The 14740-nt window shown below is 72.3% G+C and carries 12 protein-coding genes and 1 pseudogene; 5 read left to right on the forward strand and 8 right to left on the reverse strand.

Annotated elements, in window-relative coordinates; all coding sequences use genetic code 11:
• Positions 1-5 precede the first annotated feature (5 nt).
• On the reverse strand, positions 6-1652 hold the full coding sequence (locus HUO13_RS18540) for an FAD-dependent monooxygenase (RefSeq protein WP_211896405.1): 1647 nt from the start codon (positions 1650-1652) through the stop codon (positions 6-8).
• 11 nt (positions 1653-1663) lie between these two features.
• A complete protein-coding gene (locus HUO13_RS18545) occupies positions 1664-2626 on the reverse strand; it encodes an MBL fold metallo-hydrolase (RefSeq protein ID WP_211896406.1) in 963 nt (320 codons plus the stop codon).
• 152 nt (positions 2627-2778) lie between these two features.
• Between HUO13_RS18545 and HUO13_RS18550 the strand changes: the two genes are divergently transcribed.
• Positions 2779-3315, forward strand: a complete 537-nt coding sequence (locus HUO13_RS18550) for a MarR family winged helix-turn-helix transcriptional regulator (RefSeq protein ID WP_211896407.1) — start codon at positions 2779-2781, stop codon at positions 3313-3315.
• Between the two features lie 65 nt (positions 3316-3380).
• Here the strand turns inward: HUO13_RS18550 and HUO13_RS37535 are convergent, their stop codons facing one another.
• The gene (locus tag HUO13_RS37535; RefSeq protein WP_249123847.1) at positions 3381-3776 is read right to left on the reverse strand and encodes an IclR family transcriptional regulator; all 396 of its coding nucleotides are present in this window, start codon (positions 3774-3776) and stop codon (positions 3381-3383) included.
• Between the two features lie 269 nt (positions 3777-4045).
• Positions 4046-4444, reverse strand: a pseudogene (locus HUO13_RS38260) (helix-turn-helix domain-containing protein); the annotation flags it as partial.
• Here HUO13_RS38260 and HUO13_RS18560 point away from each other — a divergent pair.
• Positions 4433-5392, forward strand: coding sequence for a DUF1177 domain-containing protein (locus tag HUO13_RS18560; RefSeq protein WP_211896408.1), 960 nt, complete (start codon positions 4433-4435; stop codon positions 5390-5392). The pseudogene HUO13_RS38260 and the gene HUO13_RS18560 sit on opposite strands and share 12 nt — an antisense overlap.
• A 138-nt stretch (positions 5393-5530) precedes the next feature.
• Entirely contained in the window at positions 5531-6265 is a 735-nt protein-coding gene (locus tag HUO13_RS18565; RefSeq protein ID WP_211896409.1) for a PIG-L deacetylase family protein, read from the forward strand.
• Positions 6266-6331: 66 nt separating this feature from the next.
• On the opposite strand, the gene HUO13_RS18570 is transcribed toward HUO13_RS18565, so the two are convergent.
• Positions 6332-7294, reverse strand: a complete 963-nt coding sequence (locus HUO13_RS18570; protein WP_211896410.1) for a siderophore-interacting protein — start codon at positions 7292-7294, stop codon at positions 6332-6334.
• Between the two features lie 77 nt (positions 7295-7371).
• On the opposite strand from HUO13_RS18570, the gene HUO13_RS18575 reads away from it, so the two are divergent.
• Entirely contained in the window at positions 7372-8382 is a 1011-nt protein-coding gene (locus HUO13_RS18575; RefSeq protein WP_211896411.1) for an ABC transporter substrate-binding protein, read from the forward strand.
• 60 nt (positions 8383-8442) lie between these two features.
• Here the strand turns inward: HUO13_RS18575 and HUO13_RS18580 are convergent, their stop codons facing one another.
• Both HUO13_RS18580 and HUO13_RS18585 read right to left on the reverse strand, forming a co-directional pair.
• Positions 8443-9423 carry a DUF4331 family protein gene (locus tag HUO13_RS18580; protein ID WP_211896412.1) on the reverse strand — a complete coding sequence of 327 codons (981 nt, stop codon included), beginning with the start codon at positions 9421-9423 and terminating at the stop codon, positions 8443-8445.
• Positions 9424-9630: 207 nt separating this feature from the next.
• A complete protein-coding gene (locus tag HUO13_RS18585) occupies positions 9631-10074 on the reverse strand; it encodes an Lrp/AsnC family transcriptional regulator (protein WP_211896413.1) in 444 nt (147 codons plus the stop codon).
• A gap of 173 nt (positions 10075-10247) precedes the next feature.
• Between HUO13_RS18585 and HUO13_RS18590 the strand changes: the two genes are divergently transcribed.
• Positions 10248-13739, forward strand: coding sequence for an indolepyruvate ferredoxin oxidoreductase family protein (locus HUO13_RS18590; protein WP_282973684.1), 3492 nt, complete (start codon positions 10248-10250; stop codon positions 13737-13739).
• Positions 13740-13796: 57 nt separating this feature from the next.
• Here the strand turns inward: HUO13_RS18590 and HUO13_RS37545 are convergent, their stop codons facing one another.
• Positions 13797-14522, reverse strand: coding sequence for a class I SAM-dependent methyltransferase (locus HUO13_RS37545; RefSeq protein ID WP_249123848.1), 726 nt, complete (start codon positions 14520-14522; stop codon positions 13797-13799).
• Positions 14523-14740: the final 218 nt, after the last annotated feature.

Below are 14740 nucleotides of genomic sequence, written 5' to 3' on the forward strand. Positions count from 1 at the left end.
GCTTGCTAGCTGCGCCCACCCTCCTTTTCGGACTCCACGGCGGGGTTCCGGGGGATTCCGCGCGGGTGCGGCACGCCGATCGGGTGGCCGAGTGCGCGTCTGAGCGCGGTACGCAGGGCGTTCCCGCTCGGTTGGTGCACGACGGCGGCGACGTGGGCGTCCGGCCGTACGAGCCACACCTCGCCCGGACGCGCCTCCAGCGCCGAGGAGAGCGCGCCCGCACCGTCGATCTCCGCCAGCGACGTCACGCGCAGCGGTAGGTCGATGTCGGCCACCCAGTCGCGCACCTGTGCCGGATCGACCCCCGCAGTGGTCAGGAACAGGAACCCGTCCCGGGCCAGCTCGCGGAAGCGGGTGCGGTCAGGGCCGGCAAGCGGAGCGTCCGGTACGAGCACCCCGGGCCCCGGACGTGGTGCCTGTCCGCGCGGCGGCCGTCCGTTGAACGCCCGGCTCGGGTCCGGAGTCGTCAGCGGAGACGCCGCGTACCAGAACGGTTCGCTGAGCCTGCCGGAGTCGACCTCGGCGCGCGCCGCCGGGTCCGACACAGCGCTGTCGAGCACCCGTCGCCGCCGCTCCCGCTGCGCTTCACCGTGCGGGACGAGGAACTCCATCGTGGTCGTGGTGACGGCCAGGTTCTCGCGGGCGGCGAGGTGCCGCTCGGCGTGGTAGCTCTCCAGCAGGCCCTCGCCCGCCCCGCCGTGCAACGCGAACGCGATCTTCCACGCGGCGTTCTCGACATCGGCGACCCCGGAGTTCAGCCCGCGCGCGCCGAACGGCGCCACCAGGTGCGCGCAGTCGCCGGCGAGCAGCACACGGCCGACCCGCATCCGGTCGACGAGCCGCGAGTGGAAGCGGTAGACCGACTTCCAGACGATCTCGTAGTCGTGGTCGCCGATGACCGCGCGGATCCTGGCGTCCAGCGCTCCCGACTCGGACTCGGCCGCCAGGTCGTAGTCGCGCGGCACCTGCCAGTCGATTCGGTAGGTGGAGCCGGGGCACGGGTGGATCAGCACCTGGCGTCCCGGGTTGCAGGAGGGGTCGAAGTGGAAGCGCCGCTCGTGGGCCCACCCGGGCAGGTCGGCACGGATGTCGCAGATCAGGAACCGGTCGTCGAAGGAGTGCCCGGCGAAGGTCACGCCCAGCATCCGGCGTACCTCGTCGCCGTGGCCTCCCGCGCACGCGACCGCGTAGTCGGCCGCGAACGTCCGGGCACCGCAGCGCAGCAGCACGCCGGAGGCGTCCTGCTCCAGCTCGGTGACCTCGTGGTCCCACAGGACCTCGACGAGCGGTTCATCGGCGATCCGCTCGTCGAGGATCTGCTCGGTGCGGACCTGCGAGAGGTTGACGAACGGCGGGAAGCGGGCGTGCCCGCGGTCGCCGAGGGTGTGGCTGAACAGCTCCGCGTCCCGGTAGAAGGTGCGCGCGGTGGTCCAGGTCAGGCCCTCGTCGGCGATGCGCCGCCCCGCGCCGACGCTCTCCCACACGTCGAGCACGTCGCCCTGCTGGCAGATCGAGCGCGAACCCGCGCGGTCGCGCTCCGGCCGCCGGTCCAGCACCACGACCCGCACGCCCCACCTGGCCAGCAGCAGCGCCGCCGTCTGGCCGACCGGTCCGTTGCCGATCACCGCGACGCGTCCATGCCGTGCGCTCATCCGGTCCTCGCTCAGCCCTGCAACAGGTCCCAGACATCGCGGTCCCGTTCCGGTGTCCAGATCACGGGCCGCTCCACACCGGACAGTTCGTCCCACAGCCGTGCCACGTCGAACGGCAGGCAGTGCTCGAAGATCGGCCAACGCCCGTAGGTGCCGACCAGCGCGGCGTGGGTCGCCTCGAACGCCTCCTTGAGCGTGCCGCCCCGCTGCTGGACCGCGCCGACCTCCTGGATCATCACCTCCAGGAAGTGACGGGTCTGGTCGATGGCCGCATGCACCGCGTCGGTTCCCCGGCTGACCGCGCCGCGGCCGCCGACCAGCGCCTCGGCGCCGAGCGCGCGGACGGCGTCCAGAGTGGAGGTCGCCCACTCGCGGTGGAAGGCGTCGCCGGTGTAGAGCGCGGCCTCGGCCTCGACCAGGTCGCCGGCGAACAGGATGCGCTGCTGCGGCAGCCAGGCGACGAGGTCGCCCTCGGTGTGCCCGCGGCCGCAGTAGTGCAGCTCGAGGCTGCCCCGGTCGCCGCCCAGGTCGATGGTGAGCCGGTCGGAGAAGGTCAGCGTCGGCCAGGTCAGCCCGGGCACCGACGCGGCGTCCTTGGCCAGCCGGGGCATCCTGGCGAACTCCGATTCCCAGTCCTGTTTGCCGCGTTCGGCGATCAGGGCGCGGGTGTTGTCGTGGGCGATGACGACCTCGGCGTCGAAGGCGCTCGCGCCCAGCACCCGCACCGCGTGGTAGTGCGACAGCACCAGGTACTTGACCGGCTTGTCGGTGTACTCGCGCAGCCTGGCCAGCCACTCCCGGGCCGCGGTGGGCGTGGCCAGGGCCTCGAAGCAGACCAGGAAGTCCTCGCCCTCGACGGCGCCGACGTTCGGATCGCCCTCGGCGGTCAGCGCGTACACGCCGTCGGCCAGCACCTCCAGCGTCTGCTCCTTGTCGGCCAGGTCACCCGACGACGCGAACGGCTTCGCCGACATCGGCCCCTCCTCGGTCAAAGCTTTGATCAACTGGGGTGAAGCTAGCGCGGCGCGCACACCCAGTGGAAGCCACCGAACGGCTGCTCGCAGCACGTGCGATGCGGCGGGCGACGCGCCCGCACGGCGCACGAGCCGCCCTCTAGCCTGGGCTCATGCCAGCAGAACCCGCCGCCGACTCCCTGGACTACATCTCGTTCGTCGACTACGCGGTCGACCGGACCTCCCGCGAACTGCCGGAGGTCGACCCGGTCGCGATGCGGCTCGTGCTTACCCTGCACCGGGCGACCAGCGCGCTGGTGTACGACCTGGAGTCGTCGGTGCACCGGCCGCGCGGCCTGAGCTGGCCGGGGTTCCGCGTGCTCTTCGTGCTCTGGCTGGCCGGGCCGCTGGAGGGCAAGCGGGTCGCCGAGCTCTCGGGGATGAGCCGGGCGGCGGTGTCCGCACTGGTCAAGACACTGGAGCGGGACGGGACGATCTCCAGGCGGCAGAGAGAGCGCGACCGCCGCGTGGTCTCGTTCGAACTCACCGAGGCGGGCCGGGAAGCCATCCTCGGTGCCTACACCGCCCACAACGAGCGCGAGCAGGCGTGGGCGTCCACGCTGACCCGGCCCGAGCGCACGATCCTGATCGGCCTGCTGGAGAAGCTCGCCACCGGCTCGGTCAGCGCCGAGGCCAAGCGCCGCAGCTGAGGGGAACCGGTCCAGTCGCAGGGCTGCCGCGCTCCCCGGCAGCGCATACGTGATGCGCTGAGCGGCTACCGGCGGGCACGCCGGGGCGCGGGGTGGGTCAGCCGGAGGCGGATGCGCGAGCTCACCTCGCGCAGGAGGTCCGCCCACTCGGCCGGGTCGTGGTCGAACCGCTCCGCCGACCACCCGACGCTGAGGCTGCCGTAGGGCTCGTCGCGCAGGAAGACCGGCACCGCGAGCGTGGCGACCCCGGGGTCGTACTCGCCGACCGTGTAGGCCCAGCCGCGTTCGCGGACCTCGGCGAACTGGCGCTCCAGCAGCGCGAGGTCGGTGACGGTGCGCTCGGTGAACCGTGCCAGCGGCCGGTCGGTGAACAGCCAGGTGCGCTGCTCGTCGGGCAGGAAGGCGTAGTAGGACTTGCTGGTGGCGCCGGCGTGCGCCGGATACAGCTCGTTGACCAGCAAATACCCCGCAGCCGGCCGTCGGCGCCGTCCACGGCGAGCACGCAGCGCATGTGCGCGCTGTCGGGCACCGACAGCAGCGCGCTGTGTCCGGTGGCCTCGGCCGGCTCGGCGAGCAGCGGACGCACCAGGATGTCCAGCGCTCCAGCCCGGTCCCACATCCGTCCCAGGTGCAGCGCGGCCGGACCGATCCGGTAGCGGCGGTTGGCCGAGTCCCGCACCAGGAACCCGCGGTGGGCCAGCACCGCCAGCAGCCGCTGGGCGATGGAGGTGTGCAGACCGAACTCGGAGGCCACCTCGGTGACGCCCCACTCCGGGCGGGAGCGGTCGAAGGCCAGCAACACCTGCAACGCGCGGTCGGCGGTCTGCGGGAGACCGGCCGGGGTCCGAGGGGCGGTTCCGGGTTCGGCCATCCCGCCATTGTGCGAATAGCGGGAAATCCTTGCCCGGCGTGGTCGATGACCCGCAGCGAGGCGGTCGCCGGGGCCGCTCCGAACGCCCCCGGTGAACGCCACACCACAGCGCGGCGCGATCCGCCGCCGGTGGCCGCGCGAGCGCCGCGGATGGACCCCCGTCCTGTCCGCGGGCGCCGCACTCCAGCGATCGACGACGCGGGCCGCCCGAGGCCGGACCGCGTCCACGACCCCGTAGGGGCGCCCATGCTCAAACATGTCCTCGAAGTGATGGACCTCCTCGACCACCCCGAGGTCGGCGGGGCCGACGTCGTCGACCACCTCGACCGCATCGCCGGTGAGTCCGGCCTGGTCACGAGCACGTCGGTCAGCGGCCGCGCGGGTACGACGGACTTCGTCCGCGTGCACGTCCCCGGTTTCGCGGGCAAGTCCGCCGGCGGCGACGCGCCGACGCTCGGTGTGGTCGGCAGGCTCGGCGGTGTCGGGGCCCGCCCGGAGACGACCGGTTACGTCTCCGACGGCGACGGCGCGGCCGCCGCGCTGGCCGCCGCCGCGAAGCTGCTGTCGATGCGGGCCCGCGGCGACGTCCTGCCCGGTGACGTGACGATCCGGACCCACGTGTGCCCGGACGCCCCGACACGGCCGCACGATCCTGTGCCGTTCATGGACTCGCCGGTTGACATGGCGACCATGAACGCCCACGAGGTCACCCGCGAGATGGACGCGGTGCTCTCGATCGACACCACCAAGGGCAACCGGATCATCAACCACAAGGGCCTGGCGCTGTCGCCGACGGTCCGGCAGGGCTACGTGCTGCGCGTGTCCGACAGGCTGGGCGCGCTGCTGGAGACGGTCACCGGCGAGCCGCTGGTGACATACCCGGTGACCACGCAGGACATCACGCCGTACGGCAACGGGATCTACCACATCAACTCGATCCTGCAGCCCGCCACGGCCACCGACGTCTCCGTCGTGGGACTTGCGATCGTGACGGCCACGGCGGTCCCGGGTTGCGCCACCGGCGCGAGCCACGAGACCGACATCGCCGCCGCGGCCCGATACGCGGTGGAGGTGGCCAAGGAGTTCGGTGCCGGGGCCCTGGAGTTCCACGACCAGGCCGAGTTCGCCCGTCTAGTCGAGCGCTACGGGTCGATGGCGCACCTGCAGACCATGGGCGCGCTCCCGCCCGCGGGGAAGGGCGCTTGAAGACGGATGGCCGGCCTCGAGAGTCGTCCAATGTGGACGTTTGGTTGAAGCCGGCTCGCGGTTGCCGAGAAGCCGGGCATGGACTCGCATCCGCCTGCTGCGTGGGGGAAACTGGTCGCAGTCGGCGAGGAGGTCGGTGTGGTCGAGAAACTCGAGCGGATGCCGGAGGACTGGTCGAGGGCGCTGGCGGTGGTCGCGCACCCCGACGACCTGGAGTACGGCGCGGCGAGCGCGGTGGCGGAGTGGACGGACGCCGGCCGCGACATCGCCTACCTGCTCGCCACCCGAGGTGAGGCGGGCATCGACGGCCTGGAGCCGGGGGAGAGCGCGCGGGTCCGGGAGGCGGAACAGCGGGCGAGCGCGGACGTCGTCGGCGTGTCCGTGGTCGAGTTCCTGGACCACCGCGACGGGGTGATCGAGGACGGTGTCGCACTCCGGCGCGACCTGACCGCGGCGATCCGGCGGCACCGGCCCGAGCTGCTGATCACGCTCAACCACCACGACACCTGGGGCGGCAGGGCGTGGAACACCCCCGACCACCGTGCGGTGGGGCGTGCCGCTCTCGACGCGGCCGGCGACGCGGGCAACCGGTGGATCTTCCCCGATCAACTGCGCGAGGGCGGTCTCGAACCCTGGGGCGGGGTGCGCTGGGTCGCGGTCGCCGGTTCGCCACAGCCGACGCACATCGCCGAGGTCGGTACGCGCTCGCAGGAGCGCGGGATCGCCTCGCTCACCGAGCACCGCACGTACCTGGCCGCTCTCGGCGACACCGAACCCGGTGAGCAGGCGCGCTCGTTCCTCACCGGCATCATGGACTCCGTGGAGCGGGACCACGGCGTGCGCGGCGTCGCCTTCGAGCTCTACTCCCGCTGAATCCGCTCCCAGGGCACAGCGCCGGTCAGCCCCGCGATGCGCCCCGGCGGAGTTCTCCCGCTGGGGTCAGTTGCAGCGGCCCTGGCGCCAGTAGCCCATGAAGGCCACCGAGCCGCGGGGGACGCCGTAGTCGCTGACCATCATCCGCCGCAGACGTTTGATCACCGCGGCCTCGCCCGCCAGCCAGCCGTAGAGCTCGCCGCCGGTGGCGTCCACGCTCTCGCGCTGCTCGGGAACCTCCCACAGCAACGTCGTGTCCACGTCGACGTCGTCCAGCTCCGAGACGCCCGCCCGGCGGTCGGTTTCACACAGCTCGGCCAGCGCGTCGGCCAGGGCGGTCTCCAGCAGGGTGCCGTGCGGAGTCGGGCGGTTGCCCCGCTGCCGGATGGACCAGCGGATCTCCACACCGTCCGGCGCCCGCCACCACTGGACGTCCCCGGCGGTCGGCACCTCCACGCAGACGATCCCCCGCGCGTCCGCGGGCAGCGACTCCACGATGGAGGCCACCGCGGGCAGGGCCGTCTCGTCGCCGGCCAGCACCACCTGCCTCGTCGTCTCGGGCGGGAGCCACTCGCAGCCCCACATCCGGCCGTTGCCCGGCCGGTCCGGGCCGCACAGGACGGCGATGTCACCGGGGGCGGCAGCGGCCGCCCACCGGGAGGCCGGACCGCCGTGGCCCTCGTCGACGCCGTGCAGCACGAAGTCGACGTCGATCTCGGCGACCTTTGGGCGGTAGGCGCGGACGGTGTAGGTGCGCATCGTGGGACGCACGTCGTCGGGCATCGCCTGCCACCGCGGGTACCAGTCCTCGCCGTGCGGGATGTCGTCGATCGTGCGGCCCGGCTGCGGCAGCAGCAGCTTGATGCGCTGGTCGGCGCCGCCCGCGCCGAACCCGCGCAGGCTGTCGCCGGTGAAGGTCAGGCGCACGAAGCTCGGCCCGAGGGGTTCGGCGCGCGCCACCCGGACCACGTACATCCGGTACCCAGGCTGCCCGTCGTGCCGCCGCCTGGCCGTGCGCGCCTTCGTCATGGGTGTGACCTCCGCCAACGTTCCTACGTCTGATCGCGTGCTAGCTTAGCCTAACCTTAATGCTTCAGGAGGTTCACGTGCGTCGCAAGATCGGGGCCATCGCCGGGCTCGTCGCCGTCACCGGTGCTCTGGCCGGCTGCGCTTCACCGGAGCCGGCGGCAGACTCCGCAGGCGGCCGGTGGTCCTACACCGACGACCGCGGTGTCACCGTCAACGCCGACCACCGCCCGCAGCGCGTCATCGCCCAGGTGTCGGCGGCGGGGGCGCTCAAGGACTTCGGGGTCGGCGTGGTGGGCACGTTCGGTCCGCTGGTCAAGGACGACGGCAGCACCGAGAACGAGGCGGGCAGCGTCAACCCGGCCGAGGTCACCGACGTCACCGGCCCGGCATACGGCGAGCTGAACATGGAACGGGTCGCCTCCCTGCACCCCGATCTGCTGGTCAGCGGCAAGTACGCGGAGTTCGCGGGGCTGTGGCACCTCACCCAGGACCAGGAGGAGACGGTCAAGTCGATCGTGCGGACCGTCGGCGTCCAGCAGTCCGGCGTGGCGCTGCCCGAGAGCATCCGCAAGTACGAGGAGCTGGCACGGGCGCTCGGTGGCGACGTCGACTCGCCGCGGGTGCGCGCGGACGAGGAGGCGTTCAACGCCGCCGCGCAGCGGCTGCGCGGGCTCGGTGAGCGGCTGCGGTCGCAGAACCGCACGATCCTGGCCGTCGGCGGCACCCCGCAGGAGTACTTCGTGGTCGTCCCCGCGCGAAACCCCGACCTGGACTACTACGTCAGGGAGCTCGGGCTCCCGATCACCACTCCGGCCCACCCGGACACCGCGGGCGGCGGGTACTTCGAGCGCCTGTCGTGGGAGAACGCCAACGCCTACAACGGCGACATCCTGCTGTGGGACACGCGCCGCGCGTCGATGAACCCCGAGCAGATGAAGCAGAACCCGCTGTTCGCCGCCCAGCCCGCGGCGGCCGCGAACCGCTTCGTCGAGTGGGACGCCGTGGCGCCGATGAGCTACGCCTCCTACGCGCGGATCATGAACAAGCTCGCCGACCAGATCGAGCGGACCATGGCGGGCATGCGCTGACCCGCACCACCGCGCGGACCCCGGCTGCCGAGGGCGGCCGGGGTCCGCTGCCGTTCGCGGTCAGCCGCTCATCGCGGCGGCCCCGACCGGGTGCGGGTTGCCCAGGTAGGGGAACCGGTCGAGCAGGTCGTGGTGCGGACCGATGTGGTCGGTGGTGATCCGGCCGCCGGAGACCATGTTCAGCCGCGCCGAGGTCACGTCGTCGGTGAGCTTGCGGCCGTTGGGGTAGGCGACGGGCCTGCTGCGGTCGTAGCGCAGGATGTCGGGCAGGACCTGGCGAAGCACGCGGTGGGCGTCCTCGACGCCGTAGCCGCCGGTGTGCTGGAGCACGGCGGTCCACGCGTCGCGGTAGTTCTCCCAGTCGTCGGCGGGCTCGCGCGCGTTGTAGGTGTCCTTGGCGTCCTCGGAGTTGAAGTAGGCCGTCAGCGAGGGGTGCGCACCGCGGTCCATGGACACCAGCTGCCCGTCGCGGCGCAGGCTCACCCTGGCCCAGACGCCGATCAGCGGGTTCGACCCGAGCTCGGCGTTGGGCATCTCCAGCACGATGCCGAAGACGTTCTGGTCGGCCATCGAGTCGCGGCCGGTCCACTGGAAGTCGTGCACGATCCCGTCGAGGTCGGCGAAGAACGGGTCGCTGCGGATGCCGGCGCTGAAGGTCAGGCCGCCGGCGGTGACGATCGCGGGGTCCGAGCCGAAGCTCACCGGGGCGTCGGCGACGAGCCGCTCCACGCCGGGTTCGTGGGACTGGGCACGCCGTCCCAGCGAACGGTGGACCGAGACGGTCTGCCCGCCGTCGACCGGCGGGGAGAAGACGAAGCTGAAGGCCACGTCCGCCTGGGAGTCGCCGTCGGTGTCGACGTTGATCCGGTAGACGGCGTCGGGGTGGAAGTGCTCGCCCCGGGTGGGGGCGAACGGGTTGACGTTCATGATCAGGACGGTGCGGTCACCGGACGGCGCGGTGAAGGCGAAGACGTCGGTGAGGTCCAGCCGCGCGTCGTCGCCGGGAGACCGCAGGTCGGGTCCGCTGAGGTGGTGGGACATGACCCCTCCAGGTGGGAAGTGCTGCCGGTGCGGCGAATGTCCCACCACGAGGGGAAGGTCACCAGGGGAAGAGGTTCCCGCACGGGAGAAGTCGCGAGTGCCGGACGCCACTTCCACGCACAGCAGGACCCTTTCCGCGCGGTGGAAGGGAAAGCGATTTCCCAGGAGTGCACTGCCGACGGCCGGATCACGCGCGCCGCGGCTGCGTCAACTGCGCATCCAGGTCCCCAGCACCATCAGCGTCTTGGTCCCGGTGACGTTGCCCGAGCGGCGCAGCCGCTCGATGGCCTGCTGGAGGTGGTTGACGTCGCGGACGCGCAGCCAGATGAGCGCGTCCGGGTCGCCCGCGATGGTGAAGACCGCCTGCACCTCCGGCAGCGCCGAGGCCGTCTGCACGATCTCGCCCGCCCCGGTGGTGCCGAGGTAGCGCAGCTCGGTGAACGCCTCGACGGCCCACCCGAGCTTGGAGTGGTCGATCTGCACGGTGAACCCGGTGATCACCCCGATGTCGCGCAGCCGGTCCACCCGCCGCTTCACCGCGGCAACCGACAGCCCGACCTCGGCCGCCATCTCGGAGAACGTGCGCCTGCCGTCCTCGCGCAGCAGCCGCAGGATCGAATGGTCGACCGCGTCCACCAGCTCTTCCGCCATGCCTGCTCCAGCTCGTATCGCCCTGCCGTCGGAGTCGTCACCCGTCACGCAAAGAAACTCTCGCAGACGGAACCTCGAGTACAGGATTTTGCGTGATCGACACCGTTTCTGGCCAGCTGCTTGCGCGGTCCCCGCGATCGCCGCTGTGCTGTGGCGCAACTCACCACGCATCGATGGAGACCGCCATGCACACCGACCCCGCCGCCGTGTCGCTCGACGACAAGTACACGGCAGACAGTGGCCGGGTACTGATCTCCGGCATCCAGGCGCTGGTCCGGCTGACCCTGGAGCAGCGCAGGCTCGACGAGTCGCGCGGCCTCGGCACGCGCGCGTTCGTGTCCGGCTACCAGGGCTCGCCGCTGGGCGGGCTCGACATGGAGATGGGCCGGGCCAAGCGCTTCCTGGAGCCGGAGGGGGTGGTGTTCCAGGCCGGGCTCAACGAGGAGCTGGCAGCCACGGCCGTCGCGGGCACGCAGCTGCTGCGCCAGGTGCCGGGGCGCAGGCACGACGGGGTCACCGGCTTCTGGTACGGCAAGAACCCCGGGCTGGACCGCGCGGCCGACGCCATCCGGCACGGCAACATCGCGGGCACCGCACCGCTGGGCGGCGCGGTCGCCTGGATCGGCGACGACCCGGGCAACAAGTCCTCCACCATCCCCAGCGCCAGTGAGCAGATGTGCCAGAGCCTGGCGATGCCGTTGCTGGCTCCCTCCTCGGTCCCGGAGATCATCGAGCTCGGTCTGCACGCGGTCGCGATGTCCAGGGCCGCGAACCTGTGGGCGGGCCTGAAGATCGTCGCCGACATCGCCGACGCCTCGGCCACCGTCGACCTCGGCGCGCTCGGTCACGGAGTCCCGGTGCCCGGGACCGCCGACCGGGCTTCGGCTCAGCTGCTGGGGCAGCCCGCGCTGGACGCGGAGCTCGACGTGCTCACCCGGCGGCTGGACCTCGCCCGCGCCTACGGCACGACCCACGGCCTGAACAAGGTGACCTTCAGCGCCCGCCGTGCCACCACCGGCGTGGTCGCCTCCGGCCTGGCCCACGCCGTCGTGCTCCGCGCGCTGGAGGACATGGGCATCGGCGAGGGCGCGATGGAGGCGCTCGGCCTGCGGCTGGTCCGCATCGGCATGCCCTACCCGCTGGACCACGCGCACCTGGCCTCGATGCTGGAGGGCCTCGACGAGGTCGTGGTCGTCGAGGACAAGACGCCCTTCCTGGAAGCCCAGGTCAAGGAAGCGATGTACCGGCGCTCCGACGCACCGCTGGTCGTTGGGCGCCGCGACGACCGCGGGCGTCCGCTGCTCACCGTCAGGGGCACCCTGTCGGCCGGCGACGTCGCGCTGGCCCTCGGCCGGCGCATCGGGCAGGACCGCCTGCCGGAGAGCGCGGCGGCCTACCTGCGCACCGCCAACCCGCGGCGGTCGCGGATCGAGCTGCCCACGATCGCCCCGCGCACCCCGTACTTCTGCTCGGGCTGCCCGCACAACACCTCCACGCGGGCCGACGACGACACGCTCGTGGGCGCGGGCATCGGCTGCCACGTGATGGTGCTGCTCGACGGCGAGGGCCGGGGCCACCAGGTCGGCGTGACCCAGATGGGCGGCGAGGGCGCGCAGTGGAACGGGCTCGCCCCGTTCACCGACGACCGGCACTTCGTGCAAAACCTCGGCGACGGCACGTTCCACCACTCCGGTTCGCTGGCCATCCGGGCGTCGGTCGCGGCGGGGGTCAACGTGACCTACAAGCTGCTCTACAACGACGCGGTCGCGATGACCGGCGGGCAGCGCGCCGAGGGCAGGCTCGACATCCCGGCGCTGACCCGCTGGCTGGCCACCGAGGGCGTGCGCAAGGTCGTGGTCACTACCGCCGAGCCCGGCACCTACCGCGGTGTTCCCCTCGACCCGGTCGCGACGGTGCGCCACCGCGACGACTTCGCCGACGTGCAGCGCGAACTGGCCGCGGTGGAGGGCGTCACGGTCCTGGTCCACGACGACCGCTGCGCGGCGGAGGAACGCCGCCTGCGCAAGCGCGGCGTGCTGCCGACGCCCGCCGAACGCGTGGTGATCAACGAGCGGGTGTGCGAGGGCTGCGGCGACTGCGGGGACAAGTCGACCTGCCTGTCGGTGCAGCCGGTGGAGACCGAGTTCGGCCGCAAGACGCGCATCCACCAGGCGTCCTGCAACTCCGACTTCACCTGCCTGAAGGGGGATTGCCCGTCGTTCCTGCTCGTCGAGCCCGGCACCCGGCCCCGGCGAGAGGTGCCCGCGCTGCCCGTGGAACTGACCGCGCCGGCCGACCGCCCCCAGAAAGACGGTGTGCTGCTGCGGATGCCCGGAATCGGCGGCACCGGCGTGGTCACCGTGTCGCAGATCCTGCAGATGGCCGCGCACATGGACGGCCTGCACGCGGCCGGGCTGGAGCAGACCGGTGTCGCGCAGAAGGGTGGCCCGGTCGTCAGCGACGTCCGGATCTCCAAGCAGCCGGTGGCGGGGGCGCTGCGCGCGTCGAAGTCGACCGTCGACGTCCTGATCGGCTTCGACCTGCTGGGCGCGGCCGCCGAGCAGAACCTGGAGACCGCCGGGGCCGACCGGACCATCGCGCTGGTCAACACCGCCGTGGTACCCACGGCCGCGATGGTCACCAACCGCGTCCCGGTGCCGGGTTCGCCGCAGGACGCCATCGACCGCATCGCGGCGGTCACCGCCGAGCAGGTCCTGCTGGACGCGCAGGGCATGGCCGACGCGCTCTTCGGCGACCACATGCCGGTGAACATGCTGATGATCGGCGCGGCGTTCCAGCGCGGGTGCCTGCCGATGAGCGCCGAGGCGATCGAGCGGGCGATCCGGCTCAACGGCGCGGCCGTGGAAACCAACCTCGCGGCGTTCCGCTGGGGCCGCGCTGCGGTGCTGGACCGCGATGCCGTCGAGCGGGCGCTCGCGCCGCAGGAGCGCGCGGTCGTCGAGGTCGACGCGACCGCGCGCCGGATCGCGGGCGACGAGGCGGGCGAGCTCGGCCGGGTGCTGGCCACGCGGGTCGCCGACCTCGTCGGCTACCAGGACGAGACCTACGCCCAGCGCTACGCGCGGGATGTCCGCCGGGTGGCCGGGATCGCCCGCGAGCGCGCGGGCGAGGAGGGCGGCGAACGCGTCGCGGTCGCCTACGCCAAGGGCTTGCACAAGCTGATGGCCTACAAGGACGAGTACGAGGTGGCGCGACTGCACCTCGACACCGTGGAGAAGGCCCGGCTCGGCGACGAGTTCGGATCCGGCGCCTCGGTCTCGGTTCTGCTGCACCCGCCGGTGCTGCGTGCGCTGGGCATGAAGCGCAAGATCCGGCTGCGCCGCACCGCCGAGGTCGCGTTCCGCGCGCTGCGTTCGGCCCGCCGCCTGCGCGGTACGCGCCTGGACGTGTTCGGTTACGCGAAGGTCCGCCGGGTCGAGCGCGAGCTGGTCGGCGAGTACCGCAGGCTCGTCGAGCAGGCGCTGCGCCACCTCGGTTCCGGCACGACCGAGCAGGTCGCGGCCATCGCCGAGCTGCCCGAGCTGGTCCGGGGATACGAGGACATCAAGCTCGCCGGTGTCGAGCGGTTCCGGGAGCGGGCCGCCGAGCAGCTCTCGGCGCTCGCGGCTCGAGCCGGCGCCGAAGACATCGCGGTGAAGAGCTGAGCCGACGCCTCCGGCAGCCACGGCCCTCCCGGGTTCCCTGGGAGGGCCGTGGCTCGTCTACGGCTTGCGCAGCCAGGCGAGCATGCCGCGCTTGGTGACGCGCAACGGCGTCCCGAAGTGCTGCGCGGCTTCGGTGGCCCGTTGCCGGGAAAGCCCGCGTCCCCTGAGGAAGAGGCGGAGCGCCTCGCCGTCGGGGATCTCCACCATCGGCTCGTCCCAGCGCTGGACCTCGACGACATCGAAGACGCCGGCGAGCTGTGGCAGTCCGTTCTCGGCGTCGAAGCTCAGCGGCTCTCCCCAGCCCGGCAGCACCGAGCCGAGCTCGGGGTCGTTGAAGCGGCTGCTCGTGCACGCGGCGAACAGTCCGCCGGGGCGCAGGACGCGCCGCGCCTCCCGCAGCGCGGGGAGCGGATCGGGCAGGTGGTACAGCATCCACAAGGCCGCCCCCGCGTCGAACGCGCCGTCGGCGAACGGCAGGTGCAGCGCGTCGGCGCGGACCGCGGGGCGAGGCGCCCGCGACACGTGGCCCGCCCGGTCGGCCACCACGGGGCGCAGGCCCCGCGCGGCGAGCAACCGGGCGAGGGTGCCGTTGCCGCCGCCGATGTCGACCACGGTCCGGCAGCCCTCGGCCGCGATCCGGTGCGCGACGACGGGATGGATGTCGCCGCGTGCGGACAGCAGGCGGGTGGCCGCCTGGTTGGCGGTGAACCGGCCGGGATCGGTGTCGTAGTCGACGGGCAGCGCCGCACCGCGGTCGCGGCCGGAGTCCGGTGTGGGCCCCATGGCGGAAGTGTCGCAAACCGACCGCTTCCGGCGCGCTCGCGCTGAATCACCCATTCGGTGAGAGCGAATTGCGGATTCGGAATGGGCGTGGCCTGATGCGGAGCCCGAAGCCCGATCATGCACAAGTGGGAGGGCGCTGATCGGAAAAGGCATGCAAAAGTGTTAGAAAACCTGGTCGGATTCCTCTCCGGAATGCGAAATAGCAAATCAATCGGCGC

Source organism: Saccharopolyspora erythraea, from assembly GCF_018141105.1.
GTDB lineage: Bacteria > Actinomycetota > Actinomycetes > Mycobacteriales > Pseudonocardiaceae > Saccharopolyspora_D > Saccharopolyspora_D erythraea_A.

Excerpts from the sequence above, each read along its gene's own strand:
- HUO13_RS18540 (WP_211896405.1), bottom strand. The coding sequence starts at position 1,652 with ATGAGCGCACGGCATGGACGCGTCGCGGTGATCGGCAACGGACCGGTC.
- HUO13_RS18585 (WP_211896413.1), bottom strand. The coding sequence starts at position 10,074 with ATGGCGGAAGAGCTGGTGGACGCGGTCGACCATTCGATCCTGCGGCTG.
- HUO13_RS18590 (WP_282973684.1), top strand. The coding sequence starts at position 10,248 with ATGGAGACCGCCATGCACACCGACCCCGCCGCCGTGTCGCTCGACGAC.
- HUO13_RS37545 (WP_249123848.1), bottom strand. The coding sequence starts at position 14,522 with ATGGGGCCCACACCGGACTCCGGCCGCGACCGCGGTGCGGCGCTGCCC.
- HUO13_RS18560 (WP_211896408.1), top strand. The coding sequence starts at position 4,433 with ATGCTCAAACATGTCCTCGAAGTGATGGACCTCCTCGACCACCCCGAG.
- HUO13_RS18570 (WP_211896410.1), bottom strand. The coding sequence starts at position 7,294 with ATGACGAAGGCGCGCACGGCCAGGCGGCGGCACGACGGGCAGCCTGGG.
- HUO13_RS18550 (WP_211896407.1), top strand. The coding sequence starts at position 2,779 with ATGCCAGCAGAACCCGCCGCCGACTCCCTGGACTACATCTCGTTCGTC.
- HUO13_RS18580 (WP_211896412.1), bottom strand. The coding sequence starts at position 9,423 with ATGTCCCACCACCTCAGCGGACCCGACCTGCGGTCTCCCGGCGACGAC.
- HUO13_RS18545 (WP_211896406.1), bottom strand. The coding sequence starts at position 2,626 with ATGTCGGCGAAGCCGTTCGCGTCGTCGGGTGACCTGGCCGACAAGGAG.